This window comes from Rhizobium hidalgonense, assembly GCF_002914525.1.
GTDB lineage: Bacteria > Pseudomonadota > Alphaproteobacteria > Rhizobiales > Rhizobiaceae > Rhizobium > Rhizobium hidalgonense.
Genome location: NZ_LODW01000055.1, coordinates 17,133 through 35,608 on the forward strand (window position 1 = coordinate 17,133; position 18,476 = coordinate 35,608).

At 60.9% G+C, this 18,476-nt stretch carries 19 protein-coding genes; 10 read left to right on the forward strand and 9 right to left on the reverse strand.

Annotation, left to right across the window (positions count from 1 at the left end):
• Positions 1-29: 29 nt before the first annotated feature.
• Positions 30-1,640, forward strand: coding sequence for a GGDEF domain-containing protein (locus ATY29_RS15840; protein WP_097536858.1), 1,611 nt, complete (start codon positions 30-32; stop codon positions 1,638-1,640).
• Positions 1,641-1,739: 99 nt separating this feature from the next.
• On the opposite strand, the gene ATY29_RS15845 is transcribed toward ATY29_RS15840, so the two are convergent.
• The 3 genes from ATY29_RS15845 to ATY29_RS15855 form a co-directional block, all read right to left on the reverse strand.
• Positions 1,740-2,564: a lytic murein transglycosylase gene (locus ATY29_RS15845; protein ID WP_003567688.1), complete on the reverse strand. Its 825-nt coding sequence runs from the start codon at positions 2,562-2,564 to the stop codon at positions 1,740-1,742.
• Positions 2,565-2,734: 170 nt separating this feature from the next.
• Positions 2,735-3,769, reverse strand: a complete 1,035-nt coding sequence (locus ATY29_RS15850; RefSeq protein WP_003567686.1) for an aspartate-semialdehyde dehydrogenase — start codon at positions 3,767-3,769, stop codon at positions 2,735-2,737.
• Between the two features lie 112 nt (positions 3,770-3,881).
• A complete protein-coding gene (locus ATY29_RS15855; RefSeq protein WP_097536885.1) occupies positions 3,882-4,112 on the reverse strand; it encodes a hypothetical protein in 231 nt (76 codons plus the stop codon).
• Positions 4,113-4,182: 70 nt separating this feature from the next.
• Between ATY29_RS15855 and ATY29_RS15860 the strand changes: the two genes are divergently transcribed.
• The 5 genes from ATY29_RS15860 to ATY29_RS15880 all read left to right on the forward strand — a co-directional run bounded on the left by ATY29_RS15860 (position 4,183) and on the right by ATY29_RS15880 (position 10,623).
• A complete protein-coding gene (locus ATY29_RS15860) occupies positions 4,183-5,937 on the forward strand; it encodes an alkaline phosphatase (RefSeq protein ID WP_097536859.1) in 1,755 nt (584 codons plus the stop codon).
• A gap of 199 nt (positions 5,938-6,136) precedes the next feature.
• Positions 6,137-6,598 carry a hypothetical protein gene (locus ATY29_RS15865; protein ID WP_097536860.1) on the forward strand — a complete coding sequence of 154 codons (462 nt, stop codon included), beginning with the start codon at positions 6,137-6,139 and terminating at the stop codon, positions 6,596-6,598.
• Between the two features lie 6 nt (positions 6,599-6,604).
• Complete coding sequence (locus ATY29_RS15870) at positions 6,605-7,297, forward strand: ABC transporter ATP-binding protein (protein WP_097536861.1); 693 nt, start codon at positions 6,605-6,607, stop codon at positions 7,295-7,297.
• Positions 7,294-8,547, forward strand: a complete 1,254-nt coding sequence (locus ATY29_RS15875) for an FtsX-like permease family protein (protein WP_097536862.1) — start codon at positions 7,294-7,296, stop codon at positions 8,545-8,547. The genes ATY29_RS15870 and ATY29_RS15875 overlap by 4 nt, the downstream gene beginning before the upstream one ends.
• A gap of 189 nt (positions 8,548-8,736) precedes the next feature.
• Positions 8,737-10,623 (forward strand): MFS transporter, encoded by a 1,887-nt coding sequence (locus ATY29_RS15880; protein WP_003567675.1) that lies wholly within the window; start codon positions 8,737-8,739, stop codon positions 10,621-10,623.
• Positions 10,624-10,666: 43 nt separating this feature from the next.
• Here ATY29_RS15880 and lpxE read toward each other — a convergent pair whose 3' ends face one another.
• Both lpxE and leuB read right to left on the reverse strand, forming a co-directional pair.
• A complete protein-coding gene (lpxE, locus tag ATY29_RS15885; protein WP_193550361.1) occupies positions 10,667-11,419 on the reverse strand; it encodes a lipid A 1-phosphatase LpxE in 753 nt (250 codons plus the stop codon).
• A gap of 175 nt (positions 11,420-11,594) precedes the next feature.
• Complete coding sequence (gene leuB, locus ATY29_RS15890) at positions 11,595-12,707, reverse strand: 3-isopropylmalate dehydrogenase (RefSeq protein ID WP_003567672.1); 1,113 nt, start codon at positions 12,705-12,707, stop codon at positions 11,595-11,597.
• A gap of 169 nt (positions 12,708-12,876) precedes the next feature.
• Between leuB and ATY29_RS15895 the strand changes: the two genes are divergently transcribed.
• Positions 12,877-13,809, forward strand: a complete 933-nt coding sequence (locus ATY29_RS15895; RefSeq protein ID WP_003567671.1) for a pyridoxal-phosphate dependent enzyme — start codon at positions 12,877-12,879, stop codon at positions 13,807-13,809.
• 371 nt (positions 13,810-14,180) lie between these two features.
• On the opposite strand, the gene leuD is transcribed toward ATY29_RS15895, so the two are convergent.
• The 3 genes from leuD to ATY29_RS15915 form a co-directional block, all read right to left on the reverse strand.
• Positions 14,181-14,789 carry a 3-isopropylmalate dehydratase small subunit gene (gene leuD / locus ATY29_RS15905; RefSeq protein ID WP_025417374.1) on the reverse strand — a complete coding sequence of 203 codons (609 nt, stop codon included), beginning with the start codon at positions 14,787-14,789 and terminating at the stop codon, positions 14,181-14,183.
• 133 nt (positions 14,790-14,922) lie between these two features.
• A complete protein-coding gene (locus ATY29_RS15910) occupies positions 14,923-15,345 on the reverse strand; it encodes a VOC family protein (protein WP_097536864.1) in 423 nt (140 codons plus the stop codon).
• Positions 15,346-15,441: 96 nt separating this feature from the next.
• Positions 15,442-15,675, reverse strand: coding sequence for a hypothetical protein (locus ATY29_RS15915; RefSeq protein ID WP_003567664.1), 234 nt, complete (start codon positions 15,673-15,675; stop codon positions 15,442-15,444).
• A gap of 113 nt (positions 15,676-15,788) precedes the next feature.
• Here ATY29_RS15915 and ATY29_RS15920 point away from each other — a divergent pair, with 113 nt between their 5' ends.
• Together ATY29_RS15920 and ATY29_RS15925 are read left to right on the forward strand one after the other, a co-directional pair.
• A complete protein-coding gene (locus tag ATY29_RS15920; protein WP_097536865.1) occupies positions 15,789-16,691 on the forward strand; it encodes an HpcH/HpaI aldolase/citrate lyase family protein in 903 nt (300 codons plus the stop codon).
• Entirely contained in the window at positions 16,691-16,897 is a 207-nt protein-coding gene (locus ATY29_RS15925) for a DUF1737 domain-containing protein (protein WP_003567660.1), read from the forward strand. Before ATY29_RS15920 ends, ATY29_RS15925 begins: the two co-directional genes overlap by 1 nt.
• Before the next feature lie 25 nt (positions 16,898-16,922).
• Here ATY29_RS15925 and ATY29_RS15930 read toward each other — a convergent pair whose 3' ends face one another.
• A complete protein-coding gene (locus ATY29_RS15930; protein WP_003543974.1) occupies positions 16,923-17,360 on the reverse strand; it encodes a metallopeptidase family protein in 438 nt (145 codons plus the stop codon).
• Positions 17,361-17,522: 162 nt separating this feature from the next.
• On the opposite strand from ATY29_RS15930, the gene ATY29_RS37695 reads away from it, so the two are divergent.
• A complete protein-coding gene (locus ATY29_RS37695; RefSeq protein WP_003567659.1) occupies positions 17,523-18,467 on the forward strand; it encodes an ImuA family protein in 945 nt (314 codons plus the stop codon).
• Positions 18,468-18,476 lie beyond the last annotated feature (9 nt).

Here is an 18,476-nt window from a genome sequence, read left to right on the forward strand (position 1 = left end):
CGACGTTTTGATCACCCTGGCGATTGGCGATGAAGTTCGAGACCATAAAAAGGGTTATCCTGGCCGCCATCATGCTGCCCTTCGTTTTCATGCTCATTGAAGGCGTCATCGTCATACGGGCTTCGGTCAAGCAATACGGGGATCTCGAGAAAGACCGGCAGTTCGCCGACGTGCTCGCCCGCGGCGGCTCCATCGCCGCCACCGAGATCCTCAGTGAAATCGGCGCCACGCGCCTTTATCTCGCGCATCCCAGCAGCAAGACTGCCGCCGATATGCAGCAAAGCCGCTCGACCCTCGATCGCGAGCGCCTTGCCTTCTATGCCAGCCTCCCCTCCCGCGATACTCTCGAGGACGGGCTTGTGGAAGAATTGTCGATTCTCAGCCTTGCCTACAGCCGCATCGTCGCTGCGCGCAGCGGCGTCGACCAGGGCCGTTATTTCGGCAGCGATCCCGGGTCGATCTATTGGTATGCAGCTCTGAAGCAGCTTGCCGTCGTCGATGCGCTTTCACCCCTGATCAGCGATCCGGTCCTGCTCGAGAAATCCAATCAGCTGATGGGCATCATGCTGACCTATTACGGCGAAAGGCTGATTACCGGCGTCGGCACCCGATACCTCGATCATGGCGTTTCCGCCAGATTTCCGGTGGAGCTGTTCATACAGGGCAAGGTCATGCTCGGTGAGGGCATGGACCATATGGTCTTTCATTCGGCGGCACCGATCGTGCGCGACATCGTCACCTATCTCGGTCGCCGCGACCAGGTAAAGGCGAATGCGATCACAGATGCCATCCTCGCTGGATCGCGGCCAACGCGCGCCGTGCGCGACGTCTGGGCCACTGCACAGAGCGAACGCATGAGTTTTCTGCAGCAGAAGATGATCGAGGCGGCGAGAGATATTCACGAGACCGGCGAAAACTTTTCGACGCGCTCGCATTTACACCTGACGCGGATCCTGGCGCTGTGCGCCGGCCTGCTCATTCTCGCGACATTGGTGATGGTGCTCGCGGCAAGGGGTCTGCGCCTGATCGACCGGCTGACGCGGGACCGGGAGACGCTGGTCGGCGAGTTGCGCAATGCCGCCCAGACCGATCTCCTGACCGGTCTTTACAACCGGCGCGGCTTCGAATTCGCCGCATCGGCCCTTCTGACGCAGGCCGAGCACGGATCACGCTGGATTTCCGTCGTGCTCTTCGACCTCGATCATTTCAAGAAGATCAATGATATCAACGGCCATGATGCCGGCGATGTTGTGCTCCGGCATGTCGCAGGCATCGCGCGGGCGAATTTCCGTTCCTTCGATCTCTTGGTGCGCCATGGCGGCGAGGAGTTCCTGGCACTTCTGCCGGATTCGACGCCAGACGATGCGGCAATTGTTGCCGAGCGGGTGCGGCTGGCGATCGAGGCGGCGGAAATCCCCTTGGAGAACGGGGATATTCTCAAGGTAACGGCAAGTTTCGGATGCGCCGGCCGGGCCAATGAAGCCACCAACCGAAACTTCGAAGATCTGGTCAAACGCGCCGATCTGGCGCTCTACGCCGCCAAGGCCTCTGGCCGTAACTGCGTCGTTTCGGGGCCGATCGTGCCGCAGGAGGAGCGCCGCAAGACGGCGTCCGGCGGCGGCTTTGATTCCCGCATATGAAAAACGCCGCATGTCGCAGCGGCGTTTTTGCGTATGATTGCCGATGACGGCGTAAAGCTCTGGACATTATCCCGGAACCGCGGCGCCGGGTGACATGCATTATCTGCCGGCGTCGATCTGCTGGCCGATATAGGCGATCGCCTGCTGGTAGACGCTGGCGGCGTTCCAGCCCTGGATGGCGACGAAGTTCGGCTCTCCCGGCTGATAACCGGCGCCGGCGCGCCAGCCATGGCCCTTGAGGAAATTCGCCGTCGAGGCCAGCGCATCGGCGCGGGAACCGACCATGTCGACGCGGCCGTCGCCATCGCCGTCGGCGCCGAAGCGCACAACATTGCGCGGCAGGAACTGCGTCTGGCCGATTTCACCATGGGCTGCACCCTTGGCCTGCGGGCTCAGATAACCCTCGGAGACGAGCTGGAGCGCGGCATAGAGCTGGTCGGTGAAATAGTCCGAACGGCGGCAGTCATAGGCGAGCGTCGAAACGGCCGACAGCGTATGCTGGTTGCCCATGTAGCTGCCAAAACCGGTCTCCATGCCCCAGATCGCGATCAGCGGGCCGGCAGGAACGCCGAAGCGGCGTTCGATTGAGGCAAAAAGCGCCTGGTTGGCTGCCTTCATGCCGCGGCCGCGGGAGATGACGGTGGCGCCGCCGCGCTTCTGCATGAACGCGTCGAAGGAGAGCTTGAAGCTTTTCTGGCCGCGGTCCGCGGCGATTGTCGGCTTGTTGTAGTTGACGTTGGCGAAGGCGCGGCTAAGCACCGATTGGCTGATGCCATTGGCCGCTGCCGTCTGTTTGAAATCGGCGACCCAGGCGTCGAAACCGGCGCTGGTATTGCCACATTGCGGTCCCTGCGCGAACGCCGGCACTGCATGGAGGACGCCGATTGCCGCAACGGCCGCGAGAAACAATTTTGTCATGCGCATTGAGAAAACCCCGCTCTCGATCTGCATAGATTTTAGGCGGGCAAGAGAATGCCAGCCGCTCGCGATTTTGTCACGATCACCTTTTGGCGAGCGCTTATGCAGTTGGATTTGCCCCGAAAAAGCCCCGCTCACCGAGCAGGGCTTTAACAGCTTATGGTTTACAAATGGTATCAGGCAGCCTGCTTGCGCGGCTTGACAAGGCCGCGATTGACGAGCAGCTCGGCGATCTGGATGGCGTTCAATGCCGCGCCCTTGCGCAGATTGTCGGAGACCACCCAGATGTTGAGGCCGTTTTCGACCGTCGCATCTTCCCGGATGCGCGAGATGTAGGTCGCGTCTTCGCCGGCGGATTCATAAGGCGTGATGTAGCCGCCGTTCTCGCGCTTGTCGATGACGAGGCAGCCGGGTGCATCGCGCAGGATGTCACGGGCCTGATCGGCGGTGATCTCGTTTTCGAACTCGATGTTGACCGATTCCGAATGGCCGATGAAGACGGGCACGCGCACGGCCGTGCAGGTCACCTTGATCTTCGGGTCGAGCATCTTCTTCGTCTCGGCCAGCACCTTCCACTCTTCCTTCGTGTAGCCGTCTTCCATGAAGACGTCGATGTGCGGGATGACGTTGAAGGCGATACGCTTGGTGAACTTCTTGTTCTCGATCGGATCGGCGACGAAGACGGCGCGCGTCTGATTGAACAGCTCGTCCATGCCGTCCTTGCCGGCGCCGGAGACCGACTGGTAGGTCGAGATGACGACACGCTTGATCTTGGCGAAGTCGTGCAGCGGCTTCAGCGCCACCACCAGCTGGGCGGTCGAGCAATTCGGGTTGGCGATGATATTGCGCTTGGTGAATTGGCTGATGGCGTCCGGGTTCACTTCCGGCACGATCAGCGGCACGTCGGCGTCGTAACGCCAAGCCGACGAGTTGTCGATGACGATGCAGCCCTGCTGGCCGATCTTCGGCGAGTACTTCTTGGAAACCTCGCCGCCGGCCGACATCAGGCAGATATCGGTATCGGAGAAATCGTAATTCTCCAGATTGGAGACCTTCAGCGTCCGGTCACCATAGGAAACCTCGGTGCCCTGCGAACGCGAGGAGGCAAGTGCCACGACCTCATCGGCGGGGAAGCCGCGTTCGGAGAGGATGTTGAGCATCTCCCGGCCGACATTTCCGGTGGCTCCCGCAATTGCTACTTTGAAACCCATTTCTCAAGCTCTCTTTCTCTTCTCTCCTCTTGTCCGGTGAGGGGGAAAGGCGCGACAGATCGCGTCTTCCTGTCCCCAGCCGAGCCGGGGAGAGAGCGGCAGGCCAGAGACGTCAGACGGTTTTCGTCGTCGTTTTGGCCTTGGTTTTGGCAGAAACCGGAACGGCAATATCCACCCCGGCAACCCGTGCCCGGTCATTGCACTCAGCAATGGCGTGTTCGTCGCGAACCATGGAGATTCCTTTTCCGCTGTTGCTCTTAGAAGGTTTTCCACAGGAGTCAAGGTTTTTGCGCTGAAAGACTACGGCCGGAGAGAGTGGTCCGACACTGCGACCTTTTGTCATGCCATTGTCATCCCCGGCAGATATCCCGGCCCGGTTCTCTTCTACTCTGCAACGAAAACGGGGGTTTTCCATGCGTACGCTTCTTGCCGCCTTTGCGGCCACCACCATGCTTGCGGGCGCCGCTCAGGCGACGACGGTCTATCCGCTCGATCGCGCGACGATTCTTGTCGGCTCGCCGTTCGATTTCAAGGTCGAGCTCAATAAGCAGGTCAAGCCTGAAGACGTGAAGATCACCGTCAACGGTCAGGATTACAAGACAATCCTCGGTGGCGAGGCGCAGTTTATCGAGCTGGAAAAAGGCAAGGATGACAAGGCTCTCGGCTCCGCTCTGCTGCTGCGCGGCCTGAAGATCTCAGCTCCTGGCGACTATAAGGTCGAGGTCGCCGCCGGCGACGAAACCAAGTCCGTTACCTGGAACGTCTACGAAACCGCGGCTCAGCCGAAGGCCAAGAACATCATCTTTCTGCTCGGCGACGGTCTTTCCGTTGCACATCGCACCGCCGCCCGCATCATGTCCAAGGGCATGACCGAAGGTAAGGCGAACGGCCGTCTGAATATGGACGATCTCGATCGCATGGCTTTCATCGGCACGTCGGCGACGAATGCCGTTGCGACGGACTCGGCCAACACCATGTCGGCCTTCATGACCGGCCATAAAACCGCCGTCAACGCGATTGGCGTCTACGCCGACCGTACGCCTTCCTCGCTCGACGATCCGCATGTCGAAACGTTCGGCGAAGCCGTCCGCCGTACGTCGAAGAAGTCGATCGGCATCGTTGCAACGTCTGAAGTCGAAGACGCGACCCCGGCTGCTGTCGTTGCCCATACCCGCAACCGCGGCGACAAGGCCGACGTCGTCGGCATGCTGCTCGAGGTCAAGCCGGAAGTTCTGCTTGGCGGCGGCTCGGCCTATTTCCTCGGGAAAGAAGTCGCCGGTTCCAAGCGCAAAAACAACCAGGATTACATCAAGCTGTTCCAGGATGCCGGCTACAAGCTTGCGACCGACAAGAACGAGCTCGCCGCCAATGCATCGGCTGAAGGCAATCTGCTCGGCCTCTTCCACACCGGCAATATGGATGTCACGCTCGACCGCGAATTCCTGAAGAAGGGCACCGTCGACAAGTTCCCCAACCAGCCGGGTCTCGTCGACATGACCAAGGTTGCGCTCGACCGCCTCTCCAAGAATCCTGATGGTTTCTTCCTGATGGTTGAAGGCTCCTCGATCGACAAGATGTCCCATCCGCTCGATTGGGATCGCGCCGTTGTCGATACCATCGAATTCGACAAGGCGATCGGCGTTGCCCGCGAATTCCAGAAGGCGCATCCGGACACACTGATCGTCGTCACCGGCGACCATACGCATGGCGTATCGATCATCGGCACCGTCGACGATGAGAAGCCCGGCACGGAAATGCGCGAAAAGGTCGGCACCTATGCCGAGGCTGGTTTCCCGAACTACAAGGACGAAAACGGCGACGGTTATCCCGATAGGATCGACGTCAGCCGCCGTCTGTTCCTGAGCGCCAATAACGGCCCCGATCACTACGAGACCTTCCGTCCGAAGCTCGACGGCCCCTTCGTTCCGGCTGTCCAGAACGAAAAGAAGGAATATGTCGCCAACGAACAGTATAAGGACGTTCCCGGCGCGGTCTTCGTTCAGGGCAATCTTCCGAAGAGCAGCGAGAGCGGCGTCCATGCGGTCGACGACGTGGTCCTGCAGTCGGCTGGTCCGGGCGCTGAAGGTTTCCATGGCTACCTGGAGCAGAGCGACGTCTATCGCGTGCTCGCCGACACCTTCGCTCTCGGCGCCAAGCAGACGAACTGATCTGAAGCCAATGCGGCAAGATCGCTTGCGCGGCATTGCCTGTTTCACCGATCATGGTCCCGGCCGATTACAGCGCCGCGCGTCTTTCAGAGGCGCAAAAGGACGCTGTAAAACTTTGAAGCTAGCATCGTGCTTTCCGAAAATCGTTACGATTTTCAGGCCGATGCTAGCGGCCGGGATTTCACTCTTGGAGATCGCCATGGAAAAGCTCCCTTCGCTGCATCTCAGCCGCCGCCGGCTGCTCGGCGCTGCCGTTGCGCTTCCCTTTACCGTTTCTACCGTGCGCGCGGCCGATCCTTCGCTCTCTTTCGACGAGCTTTACGGCAAGATCGGTGTGCTCGGCCTGGAATTCTCCGGCAAGGTGAAGCGCCTCGCCGGCCAGGACATCAGCATGAAGGGCTTCATGGCGCCGCCGCTGAAGGCCGAGGCGCAGTTCTTCGTGCTCACCGAAATACCGATGTCGCTCTGCCCTTTCTGCTCCTCGGATGCGGACTGGCCGGATAATATCGTCGTCGTCTATCTCGGGGAGAAGCAGACCTTCGTGCAGCCGAGCCAGACGATCGAAGTGCGCGGCACGCTGGAATACGGCTCGTGGACGGATCCGGAAACCGGCTTCGTCAGCCTGTTGCGCGTTCGCCAGGCCGAATATTCCGCCGTCTGAACCGCTATGCTCGCTCTTACTATCGAAAACCTCTCCGTCACCTTCCCGGGCTTGTCCTCGCCAGCGCTGGCGATCGGCCACCTGTCGATCGATGCCGGCAGCAGGGTCGCCATCACTGGCGCGTCCGGTTCCGGCAAGAGCACCTTCGTCAATATCATTGCCGGGCTGGAGCGGACACGTCACGGATGCGTCCGCTGGAACGACGAGAATATCGTCGGTTTTCCCGAAAGCCGGCGCGACCGGTTCCGTGCCGCCAATATCGGCCTGGTCATGCAGGAATTTCATCTCTTCCCCGGTCTGTCGGCATTGGAAAACGTGTTGTTGCCGGCGCGGCTCGCCGGCGCCGCTTCGGCTGACGTCATCGAGCGGGCGCATGCGCTTTTAAGCACCGTCGGTCTTTCCCGCCCCGGCCAGAAGATCGAAACCATGTCGCGCGGCGAGATGCAGCGCGTGGCGATCGGCCGGGCGCTGCTACGCAAGCCCGGCGTCATCATCGCCGACGAACCGACGGCGAGCCTCGATGCCGAAAGCGGTGAAGCTGTCGGCGATCTGATCCTCGATCTTGCCATGGCCGAAGGCAGCACACTGATTGTCGTTTCACACGATCAGCGCCTGGCCGGCCGCCTCGACCGGCGCATCACCTTCGGTTCCGGCCGGATCAGCGACGATTCCGCGGCAGTGGCGGGAGCGGCTGCATGATCCGTTTCATCCTTTCCGATCTTCGCCGCCTCTGGGCGGGGTCGCTGGTGGTCGTGCTGCTGGTCGCGCTTGCGACCGCACTTGGCGTTTCCGTCGTGCTGCAGGAGCGGGCCCTTCGTCTCGGCAGTGCACGCGCCGCCGATAAGTTGGATCTCGTCATCGGCGCCGGCGGCAGCGAGACGCAGCTTGTGCTGTCCTCGGTCTTCCTGCAGCCCTCGCCTTTGCCGCTAATGTCGGGCGAGGTGCTGGCCAGGCTTGCCGACGATCCCCGCGTCGATTGGGCCGCTCCGATCGGCTTCGGCGATTCCTTCTCCGGCTATCCGATCGTCGGCACGACCGTTGTACTGGCGGAGAACCTGTCCAGCGGCCTTGTCGAAGGCAAGGTTTTCGCACGCGAGGGCGAGGCGGTGATCGGTTCCGCCGTCCAGCTTTCGCTCGGCGGCGAGATCAAGCCGATGCACGGTTTGGCGGAAGAAGGCGGCGAGACACATACCGAACTCGTCTACCATATCGCCGGCCGCATGCGGCCGACAGGCACCGCCTGGGATCGGGCCATTCTGGTGCCGATCCAGGCCGTCTGGCATATCCATGGCATGGAGGCGGAGGAGAGTGCCGATCACGATCATCAGCAGGCTGGGGCCGGTCACGATGCGCATGAGCATCACGGCGAAGCCAACCCGGATGCTCCACTTGAGGAAAGCTGGACTGATGATGCTCCCGGCCTTCCCGCCATCCTCGTCAAGCCGAAGACAATTGCCGACGCCTACAAGCTGCGGCAGCAGTATCGCAGCGGCAATACCGTCGCGGTTTTTCCCGGCGAGGTACTGACCAATCTCTACGCCACGCTCGGCGACGCCAAGCAGATCCTCGTCGCGGTTGCCGCCGGCGCGCAAGCTCTCGTCGCGGCCTCGCTGGTGCTGGTCACGGTCATCCATATCGGCCAGCGCCGCCGACAGATCGGCGCGCTGAGGGCCTTCGGCGCGCCACGCGGCGCGATCTTCGGTATCGTCTGGCTGGAATTCTTCTTCCTGGTGGCCGTCGGCATCGGCCTCGGATTCACTTTCGGCTATGCTGCGGCGCTGATCTTGTCCGGCATGTTCTCTGAGACGAGTGGGATTGCCATGCCGGTCGGCTTCGCTCGTGAAGACGCGAGGCTTGCGGCGTTGCTGCTCGCCTTCGCCACAATACTGGCCGCACTGCCGGCGGTGCTCGCCTACCGGCAATCGCCGGCGCAGGCACTGAGAGCCTAACCAGGGCCGGCTGACGACTCCGCTGCATGCCAAGGCGCGTTTGCCATTAGACTAAAGTCATAATCCCAAAGCCTCTCTCTTTTTGATCTGCCGTTTCTGGCACACTCTCGTCAGGCGTGTCGCGGCCAGGGGTCTGCTTTGAGGAGAGTAGGTCGCGCGCGTTGCTCATCACTCTGTGGAGGACAGACAATGGCAAATGTCGCAAGCATCGACGGCGCGAAGGCCGGGCCGATGACCGGCGAAGAGAAGAAGGTGATCTTCGCCTCTTCGCTCGGCACCGTTTTCGAATGGTATGATTTCTATCTCTACGGTTCGCTCGCCACCTATATCGGCGCGACCTATTTCACCCAATATCCCGAGGCGACGCGCAACATCTTCACGCTGCTTGCCTTCGCCGCAGGGTTCCTGGTGCGCCCCTTCGGTGCGCTGGTGTTCGGCCGTCTCGGTGATCTGGTCGGCCGGAAATACACCTTCCTGGTGACGATCATGATTATGGGTCTGTCGACCTTCCTCGTCGGCATCCTGCCGGGTGCCGCCACCATCGGCATCGCTGCCCCGATCATTTTGATCGGCCTTCGCCTGCTGCAGGGCCTGGCGCTCGGTGGTGAATATGGCGGTGCGGCAACCTATGTCGCCGAACATGCGCCGAACGGGCGTCGCGGCTACTTCACCTCGTGGATCCAGACGACGGCGACACTCGGTCTGTTCCTGTCGCTGATCGTCATCGTCCTGGTTCAATATCTGATGGGTGCGGTTCAGTTCGCCGCTTGGGGCTGGCGCATTCCGTTCCTGGTTTCGGTCGTCCTGCTCGGGATTTCCGTCTGGATCCGGTTGAAGATGAACGAATCGCCGGCGTTCCAACGCATGAAGGCGGAGGGCAAGGGCTCCAAGGCGCCGCTGACCGAAGCCTTCGGAACATGGAGAAATGCCAAGATTGCGATCATCGCGCTTCTCGGCGCCACCATGGGCCAGGCGGTCGTCTGGTACGGCGGCCAGTTTTATGCGCTGTTCTTCCTTCAGAACGTGCTGAAGGTGGATCTGCAATCGGCCAACATCATGGTCGCCATCGCGCTCTTCCTCGCCACGCCGTTCTTCGTCATTTTCGGCGGCCTCTCCGACAAGATCGGTCGCAAGCCGATCATCATGGCGGGTCTTCTCATCGCGGCGGTCACTTATAATCCGCTGTTCAAAGCGATGACCTGGACGGCGAACCCGGCGCTTGCCGAAGCGCAGGCCTCGATCCGCGCGACGGTGACGGCCGATCCGGCGGATTGCAAGTTCCAGTTCAACCCGACGGGCACGTCGAAATTCACCAGCTCCTGCGACGTGGCGACGGCGTTCCTGACGAAGAACTCGGTGCCTTATGACGTCGTGCCCGGTACTGCCGGACAGCCGGCAACCGTGAAGGTCGGCAACGCGACGATTGCCAGCTTCGACGTCGTTGCTGCCGGCGACAAGGCCAAGGGCATGACTGCCGCCTTCGAAAAGGGCGTCAATATTGCCCTCCACGACGCCGGCTATCCGCTGAAGCGCGGTGCCGCCAAAGTGCCGGATGCCAAGCTCGATGCCTTCATCGCCGCCAATCCGGAACTGGCGCTCAATGCCGAAACCGTCCGCGCCGGTGAAAAGGAAACCGTGCCGGCGGCCAAGCTTGTTGAAACCAAGCTGCTGACGGCAGATGAGGCCACTGGCGTCACCGACATGGCGGTCTACAACGTCGCCAATGGCGGCGCGTTCGCCATGACTGCCGATCCCACCCGCGTCAATTGGATAGGCACCATCGCAATCCTGTTCGTCCTCGTCCTCTATGTGACGATGGTCTACGGCCCGATCGCCGCTCTGCTGGTCGAGCTCTTCCCGACCCGCATTCGCTATACCGGCATGTCGCTGCCCTATCACATCGGCAACGGCTGGTTCGGCGGCCTGCTGCCGGCGACAGCCTTCGCGATGAGCGCTGCCGCAGGCGATATCTACTATGGTCTCTGGTATCCGATCGTGTTTGCGTCGATCACGCTGGTGATCGGCCTGATCTTCCTACCGGAAACGAAGAACAGGGATATCCACGCAATGGATTGATGACGCGCGCGCGTCTGAGAAGCTTGAGAAAACGGCCCGGCGCTCACAAGGCGCCGGGTTTTTTCGTGTCAGAGAACAGGCGCTTGGCGATCGGCCAGCCATCCGGCGCCAGCTTGAAGAGCAGGCCGCAGCGGGCAAAGATGATCGCCGTCAGTAGCGAGAACCAGCCGCCGAAGGCAAGGCCGGCGATCACGTCACTTGGATAATGGGCGCCGACCATGACGCGGGTCATGCCGAGCCAGATGGCACAGGCGATGAAGACAACCCGGTAGCGCGGATACAGCAGAGCAAAGGCGGCGAAGAAGGCACCAACTGTCGTGGAATGGCCCGACGGAAAGCTTTCGAAAGCGGCATGGCCTGAAAAGGGCGCGAAGGAAAACATGCCGTAGTCGCGAAAATGATCGGGACGCGCCCTGCCGATCGCCCGCTTCAACAGATTGGCGAGAAGCCCGGAGAAGACCACGGTGGCAAAGAGATAGGCGCCGATCCAGCTGACATAGAGGGCCTGCGCCTTGGAGCGCGCCGTCTTCACGAGCTTGTAGCCTGCCCGGCCCTGAAAGAACAGCAGGATGCTGGTATAGATCAGCCAGGCGGAATCGCCGAAACCGGTCATCATCTCGCCGAGGTGTTTCACCAGCGCAGGAGGTTCGCTGGCGCCGATCGGCGCATCGAAGAGCAGCATGGAAAGGATGACGGCATTGAGCGAGATGAAAAGACAGGCCTGCCAACGCAAAGGCGGCATGGCAGCGCCGCTCCGGCGCCAGCGCCTGTTCAGGGAAGCCCAAAATGCCCGCATTCCGTCGTCCGTTCGAATTTACCGGGTTGAAATTCGGCGCAAAAATACACGAGATTGTGGCTGAGAATAGTCCGTTTCGGATAATTCGACCGGCCCCGTTCAGGCTTCTCGGCTTTCACGAAAAAGCCCTCCGCATGCGTGATGCGAAGGGCTGAACTGTTTCACGGGAAATATATCAGGCGGAAAGCGCCTTGAACTCGGCGAGGATCGCATCGCCCATCTCGACGGTGCCGACCTGCCTTGCGCCATCGGCCATGATGTCGCCGGTGCGGATGCCCTTGTCGAGCACGTTGGCGATTGCCTTTTCCAGGTCGTCGGCTTCCTTCACCAGGTTGAAGGAGTAACGCAGGCACATGGCGAAGGAGGCGATCATGGCGATCGGATTGGCGATGCCCTTGCCGGCGATGTCGGGGGCCGAGCCATGCACCGGCTCGTAGAGCGCCTTGCGCTTGCCGGTCTTGCCGTCAGGCGCGCCGAGCGAGGCCGAGGGCAGCATGCCGAGCGAACCGGTCAGCATGGCGGCGACGTCGGAGAGCATATCGCCGAAGAGGTTGTCGGTGACGATGACGTCGAACTGCTTGGGCTGGCGCACCAGCTGCATGCCGCCGGCATCGGCGAGCATATGTTCGAGCTGGACGTCGGAATATTTCGCCTTGTGCGTCTCGGTTACCACCTGGTTCCAGAGCACGCCCGACTTCATGACGTTGCGCTTTTCCATGGAGCAGACGCGGTTCTGCCGGGTGCGAGCCATTTCGAAGGCGACGCCGGCGATGCGTTCGATCTCGTAGGTGTCGTAGACCTGCGTGTCGATGCCGCGCTTCTGGCCGTTGCCGAGATCGATGATCTCCTTCGGCTCGCCGAAATAGACGCCGCCGGTCAGCTCGCGGATGATCAGGATATCGAGGCCTTCGACCAGTTCCGGCTTCAACGACGAGGCCGCGGCAAGGGCCGGATAGCAGATGGCGGGGCGCAGGTTTGCAAACAGCTGGAGATCCTTGCGCAGGCGGAGCAGGCCGGCTTCCGGGCGCACTTCGTAAGGCACGCTATCCCATTTCGGGCCGCCGACGGCGCCGAAGAGAACGGCATCGGCGGCAAGCGCCTTCTGCATGTCGGCTTCCGAGATCGCCGCGCCATGCGCATCATAGGCAGAGCCGCCCACAAGGCCTTCGTCAGTGACGAAACCGGCATTCATCGCCTCGTTCATATAGGCGATGATCTTGCGGACCTCGCCCATGGCTTCGGGACCGATGCCGTCACCCGGAAGCAGGAAAAGATTGCGCGCTGTCATGAAACCCTCCTGGGAAAAACAAGTTGCGGTTTCTTAGACCCCGGAAATGGGCATTTCAAGCGAGGGAGGGCGTGAATCGGTACGCTTCGCTCTTGGCTGTCATGATTGCTCGCGCATCTGCAAACGGGTTAGAAGGTCGCTTACCTCTTAATGTCCACGGATGTTTCTCATGGTTTCAGCTCCTCTCCACCTCAACACGCCCTTGGCTCTAACGGCACCCGGCTACAGCGCCAGCGGCAAGCCACTCTGGCTGAAGCTCGATGCGCTGCAGCCCTCCGGCAGCTTCAAGCTGCGCGGCGTCGGCCGGCTTTGTCAGCATGAGGTGGAAAATGGCGCGCGCGAGATCTTCTGTGCGTCCGGCGGCAATGCCGGCATTGCCGCCGCCTATGCCGGCCGGGCGCTCGGTGTGCCGGTCACCATCGTCGTGCCGGAGACGACGGCGGCCGATGTACGGCAGACGATCGCCGCAACGGGCGCCAATGTGCTCGTGCATGGCTCGGTGTTCGACGAAGCCAATGCCCATGCGGTCGACCTCGCGAGGAGCCGCAAGGCGAGTTATGTGCACCCCTTCGACCATCCGCTTCTGTGGGACGGTCATGCGACACTGATCGACGAGGTGGTGGCGAAGGGTGCCAAATTCGATTGCGTCGTCACCAGCGTCGGCGGCGGCGGGCTGCTTGCCGGCATTGTCGAGGGGCTGAAGCGAAACGGGCTTACCAATGTGCCGGTTATCGCCGTCGAAACGGAAGGAGCGGCCTCGCTGAACGCCAGCCTCAAGGCGAATGAGCGCATTACCCTGCCCGCCATCACCTCGATTGCCAATTCGCTCGGCGCGCGGCAGGTGGCCGAGCATGTCTTCGACCTGCCGAGACAGCATCCGATCGAAAGCATTGTCGTCAGCGATGCCGATGCGGTTGCCGCCTGCCTGAAATTTGCCGATGCATATCGCATTCTGGTCGAGCCGGCCTGTGGGGCGGCGCTTGCCGTTGCCGATGTGCATGCCGGGCTGCTTCAGCGTTTCGACAATCCGCTGATCGAAGTCTGCGGCGGCATCGGCGTGTCGCTCGAAAAGCTGAAGCTTTGGAAAGAGAAGTTTCTCTGATCTGAAATTAGACCCTTTCCGGGTTAGATTGAATCATTCTGTTGGTTCAAACGGAGTCGGATGGCCGGTCGATCAGCCGGCCCGTTTCAGCCAACCCTCCTGCAGATTTGCCTTGGCAAATCTGCAAGACTCACGAAACGCCGGACGCACTTATCGCTTCGCTATGCGAAGCGGTGCGGCCGGTAGGCCGGGCATCTCTAGCCAGGATCAAAGGCGATCGGCTCGGACGTACCTGGGGGTATGCCCGTCGCCAATCGCCTTTGCCCTGACGAAAACCTGCTCCGGCAGAATGCTTCAATCTAACCCGGAAAGGCTCTAAAGAAAAAGCCGGGCGAAGGCCCGGCTTGATCGATAGCTCATCCGTCTGCGGCTTAAGCGGCCCAAGGGTGCGAAGCGGCGTTCTTCTTTTCGAAGCTGTCGATCGCCTTCCCCTTTTCCAGCGTCAGGCCGATATCGTCGAGGCCGTTCAGCAGGCAGTGGCGCTTGAATTCGTCGAGATCGAACTTGATCAAGCCGCCATCGGGACCGGTGATCTCGAGGTTTTCGAGGTCGACCGTCAGGATGGCGTTGGAGCCGCGCGAGGCGTCGTCCATCAGCTTGTCGAGGTCTTCCTGGCTGACCTTGATCGGCAGGATGCCGTTCTTGAAGCAGTTGTTGTAGAAAATGTCGGCGAAGCTGGTGGAGATCACGCAGCGGATGCCGAAATCGAGCAGCGCCCATGGCGCGTGTTCGCGCGAGGAACCGCAGCCGAAATTATCGCCGGCAACCAGGATCTTGGCATCGCGATAGGCTGGTTTGTTCAGCACGAAATCCGAATTTTCGGACCCGTCTTCGTGATAACGGGCCTCGGCGAAAAGGCCGGTGCCGAGGCCGGTGCGCTTGATGGTCTTCAGATAATCCTTCGGAATGATCATGTCGGTGTCGACGTTGACGACCGGCAAGGGCGCTGCAACGCCCGTGAGCTTCACGAATTTATCCATGACCCATGCTCCATTTCAGCAAATCTACTTCCTGAATTTGCATCTAGTCCAGTTTTTCGCCGAAATGAAGGAGAATCTTTGAAAATGACGGCCACGCGACGTTTCGCGCGGCCTGCCCTCTGCGTATGGACCATTACTTCGTCGGTGCGTTGAGGCCCCAGAGGACGCCGAACGGGTCACGCAACTGGCCGTAGCGGTCGCCCCAGAACATCAGTTCGACCGGCATGACGACTTCGGCGCCGGCAGCAACGGCGCGGTCCCACCAGAAATCGATATCGTCGATGACAAGCTGGATGGCGAAGCCTTCATGGCCTTTGAAGGGATGGCCGTATTCGGGATAGGCATCCGACAGCATGAGGGAGCTGCCATTGATGTAGAGATGCACATGCATCGTCCTGCCGCTCTCGTCGACCGGCACGACATAGGCTTCTTCGGCGCCGAAAGCCTTCTTGTAGAATTCGGCGGCTTTGACCGCGCCGCCGATCGTCAGATAGGGCAGCAGGCCATTCTTGACCGGCGGCAATTTGACCGGATTGTTTTCCGTTGTCGCATCCATGCTTGTCCTCCATTTCGTTTTGAAGCGCCGGCGGAATGCTCGGCTGCTTCAAGGACGTATCATGGAAGCATGATCCGACAGTGTCGGTCGATTTTTTTAGAGATCGATGATCGTGCCGCGGCCGTCGTTCCAGATGCGCATTTCGCGCTGGCCATTGTTTGCCTTGGCGCGCACCGGAGCGGGCTTCATCTTCAGCGAAAGCGCGCGACCGACCATGAGCACGGTCAGGATGCCGCCGACGGCGAGTGTCACCGAAAAGGTGAAAAGCAACATGGCCACGAAAACCGTGGCGCCGGCAAGCATGAGGAAGATGGAGCGAATGTTCTGCATGGGTTTGAGACCTTTCTTCGGAAAGGAATGTGGTCCTTCTTTTTCCTCTCTGCAAGGCAAGCATGGCTTTTTGTTGTCTTGCCGGGCTTCGCGAAGCTTGGCACTAATGATCGATGAGCCAAACCATACGCCGTTCCTTAAATCTGCGCCGCTCGGTGCTGAGCGTGCCCGCCATCAATCTCCGGGCGCTCGAAAAAAGCCATTCGCTTGATTGCGATGCGGTTATTTTCGATCTCGAGGATTCCGTTTCGCCCGAGAAGAAGGAGCAAGCGCGGGAAAATCTGCGCGCCTTTTTTGCCGGTCCGCTGCTTGAGGGCAAGGAAAGGATCATCCGCATCAATTCTTTGTCATCCGAATTCGGGCCGGCGGACCTGGATCTGGTCAATGCGCTTTTGCCCGACGCCGTTCTCCTTCCCAAGGTGGACGGACCTCTAGATATCACCCATATAGCCGATCTACTCGCCGATGCGGATGCGCCGGAGGAGCTGCGCATCTGGGCGATGATCGAGACGCCGCGCGGCGTGCTGAATGCTGGAGCGATCGCCGAATCCGGCCGCACGCCGGGCTCGCGGCTCGATTGCCTCGTCGCCGGGCTCAATGATCTGCGCAAGGAAACAGGCGTCTTGCCGCAGCCGGGACGAGCCTATCTCGTGCCGTGGCTGATGCAGGTCGTCCTTGCGGTCAGCGCCTACGGGCTCGATGCGATCGACAGCGTCTTCAACGATTTCAGGGACGAGCAGGGTTTCGATGCCGAATGCGGGCAGGGGCGGGCCATGGGTTTTGCCGGCAAGATGCTGATCCACCCGGCGCAGATCGAAGCCGCCAACCGGCATTTCGGCCCGGATCCGGCAGCGATTGCTGAAGCGGAGGCGATCATTGCTGCCTTTGCCGATCCGGCTTCCGATGGGCTAAATGTCATCAATGCCGGCGGGCGGATGGTCGAGCGGCTGCATCTTGTCCAGGCCGAAGCTCTGGTCCATAAAGCTCACCTGATTTCTGCAAGAAAGCCCGACTGATGAAACTCTACCGCTTCCTGACCGGTCCCGACGATGCTTCCTTCTGCCACAAGGTCACCGCCGTCCTCAACAAGGGCTGGTCGCTGGAGGGCTCGCCGACCTATGCCTTCAATGCCGCAACCGGCGCGATGCAGTGCGGCCAGGCCGTCGTCAAGACTGTCGAAGGCAAGGATTACCATCCCGAGATGAAGCTCTCCGAGCAATAGCGCGTCCTACCGGACACGGCGTGTTTCAGCGTTCCGCGGCTTCTTCGGCGCTTGCCTCGATCCGCTCCATGTCATCGTCACTCAACCCGAAATGATGGCCGATCTCATGGATCAGGACATGGGTGATGATATCGCCGAGCGTCTCGTCGTTCTCAGCCCAGTAGTCGAGGATGGGACGCCGGTAGAGGCGGATGCGGTTCGGCATCTCGCCGGTTTCCACGGTGAAACGTTCGGAAATGCCCCTGCCCTCGAAAAGACCGAGGAGATCGAAAGGGGTTTCGAGCGCCATGTCCTCGAAAACGTCGTCATCGGGGAAGTCTTCGATCTCGATCGTCAGGTTGGTCGTCAGCTGGCGGAACTCATCCGGCAGATGGCTGTAGGCCTCCATGGCCAGCGACTCGAAGGCGCTGATCGTCGGCGCATGGCGGTCACGCCAATCATCGCTCTGGTCTATGCGGGCCATGAATATTCCTTCCTTTGCGGGCCCATATAGAACCTTTATCGCCGATTTTCGAGTGCGGAATCAAAGGCAGGAATAAATTCATAAAAAATGGCCGTTGACTCTTCATTAGCTCTCTGGAATCTATAAGAACATAACAGGAACAAGACGGAATTGGAGAACGCCATGGCGCAGCACGCCCTGGCGCGCGAGCGGCTTTTTGCGCTCCGCGAAACCATCGCCAGACTCGAAGGGAAGCCCGCGCCGGCGCTTGCGGCAGCGGAGCGGGGAGCCCTAGCGGAAGGGGGAAAGACACCCCGGAGAGCCAGTCTGCCGCCGCTGGCGTTCGGGGTAGAATATCTTGATGAGGCGCTGGAAGGCGGCCTGCCGCTCGATGCGATCACCGAATTCCGCTCGGCTCTGTCGCGTGATGCGGGTGCGGCAAGCGGGCTGGCGATGGCTGTCGCCGCGCGGCTGCAGAAGCAGGAATCCGATGCCGGCAGGCTGCTGCCGTTGCTCTGGGTCGGTGATGCTGTCGGCACGCTGGAGGCCGGTCGGCCCTATGCTCCAGGGCTTCAGGATTTCGGGCTGAACGCGGAGCGGTTTCTCCATGCGGCGCCGCGCAAGCTGGACGAGGCGCTCTGGCTGGTGGAGACCGCGGTGGAAAGCGCTGCTTTTTCGGCCGTCATCTTCGAAGTGCGCGGCAATCCCACCCATTTCGGCCTGACCGAAAGCCGCAGGCTCAGTCTGCGGGCGCGTGCTGCCCGCCGTCCGCTCTTTATCGTCCGCCAGGCCGGGGCGGAGGAGGCTAGCAGTGCGGCTTTCCGCCTGCATGTCGAACCAGCTCCATCGGCTCTGCGGCCGTTGCCTGGGGAATCGAAGCTTTCCGGCAGCATCGGCAATCCGATTTTCCGTCTCACGCTGGAGAAGGGCCGCAATCCGGCCCCGCTCTGCTTTTTTCTGGAGTGGAACCCCCATGAACGCGAATTTCTCCCTGTCGCCGAGCCAAACCTCGTTCGTCCTCCCGGCGAGCAGTCAGCGCATTCTGGCGCTCAGCTTTCCGCATCTGCCAACGGACCGCATCGCCCGCAGGCGATGGGGGCACTCCTGGCGTTCGAAAGGGCGTCCTGAGACCCCCCC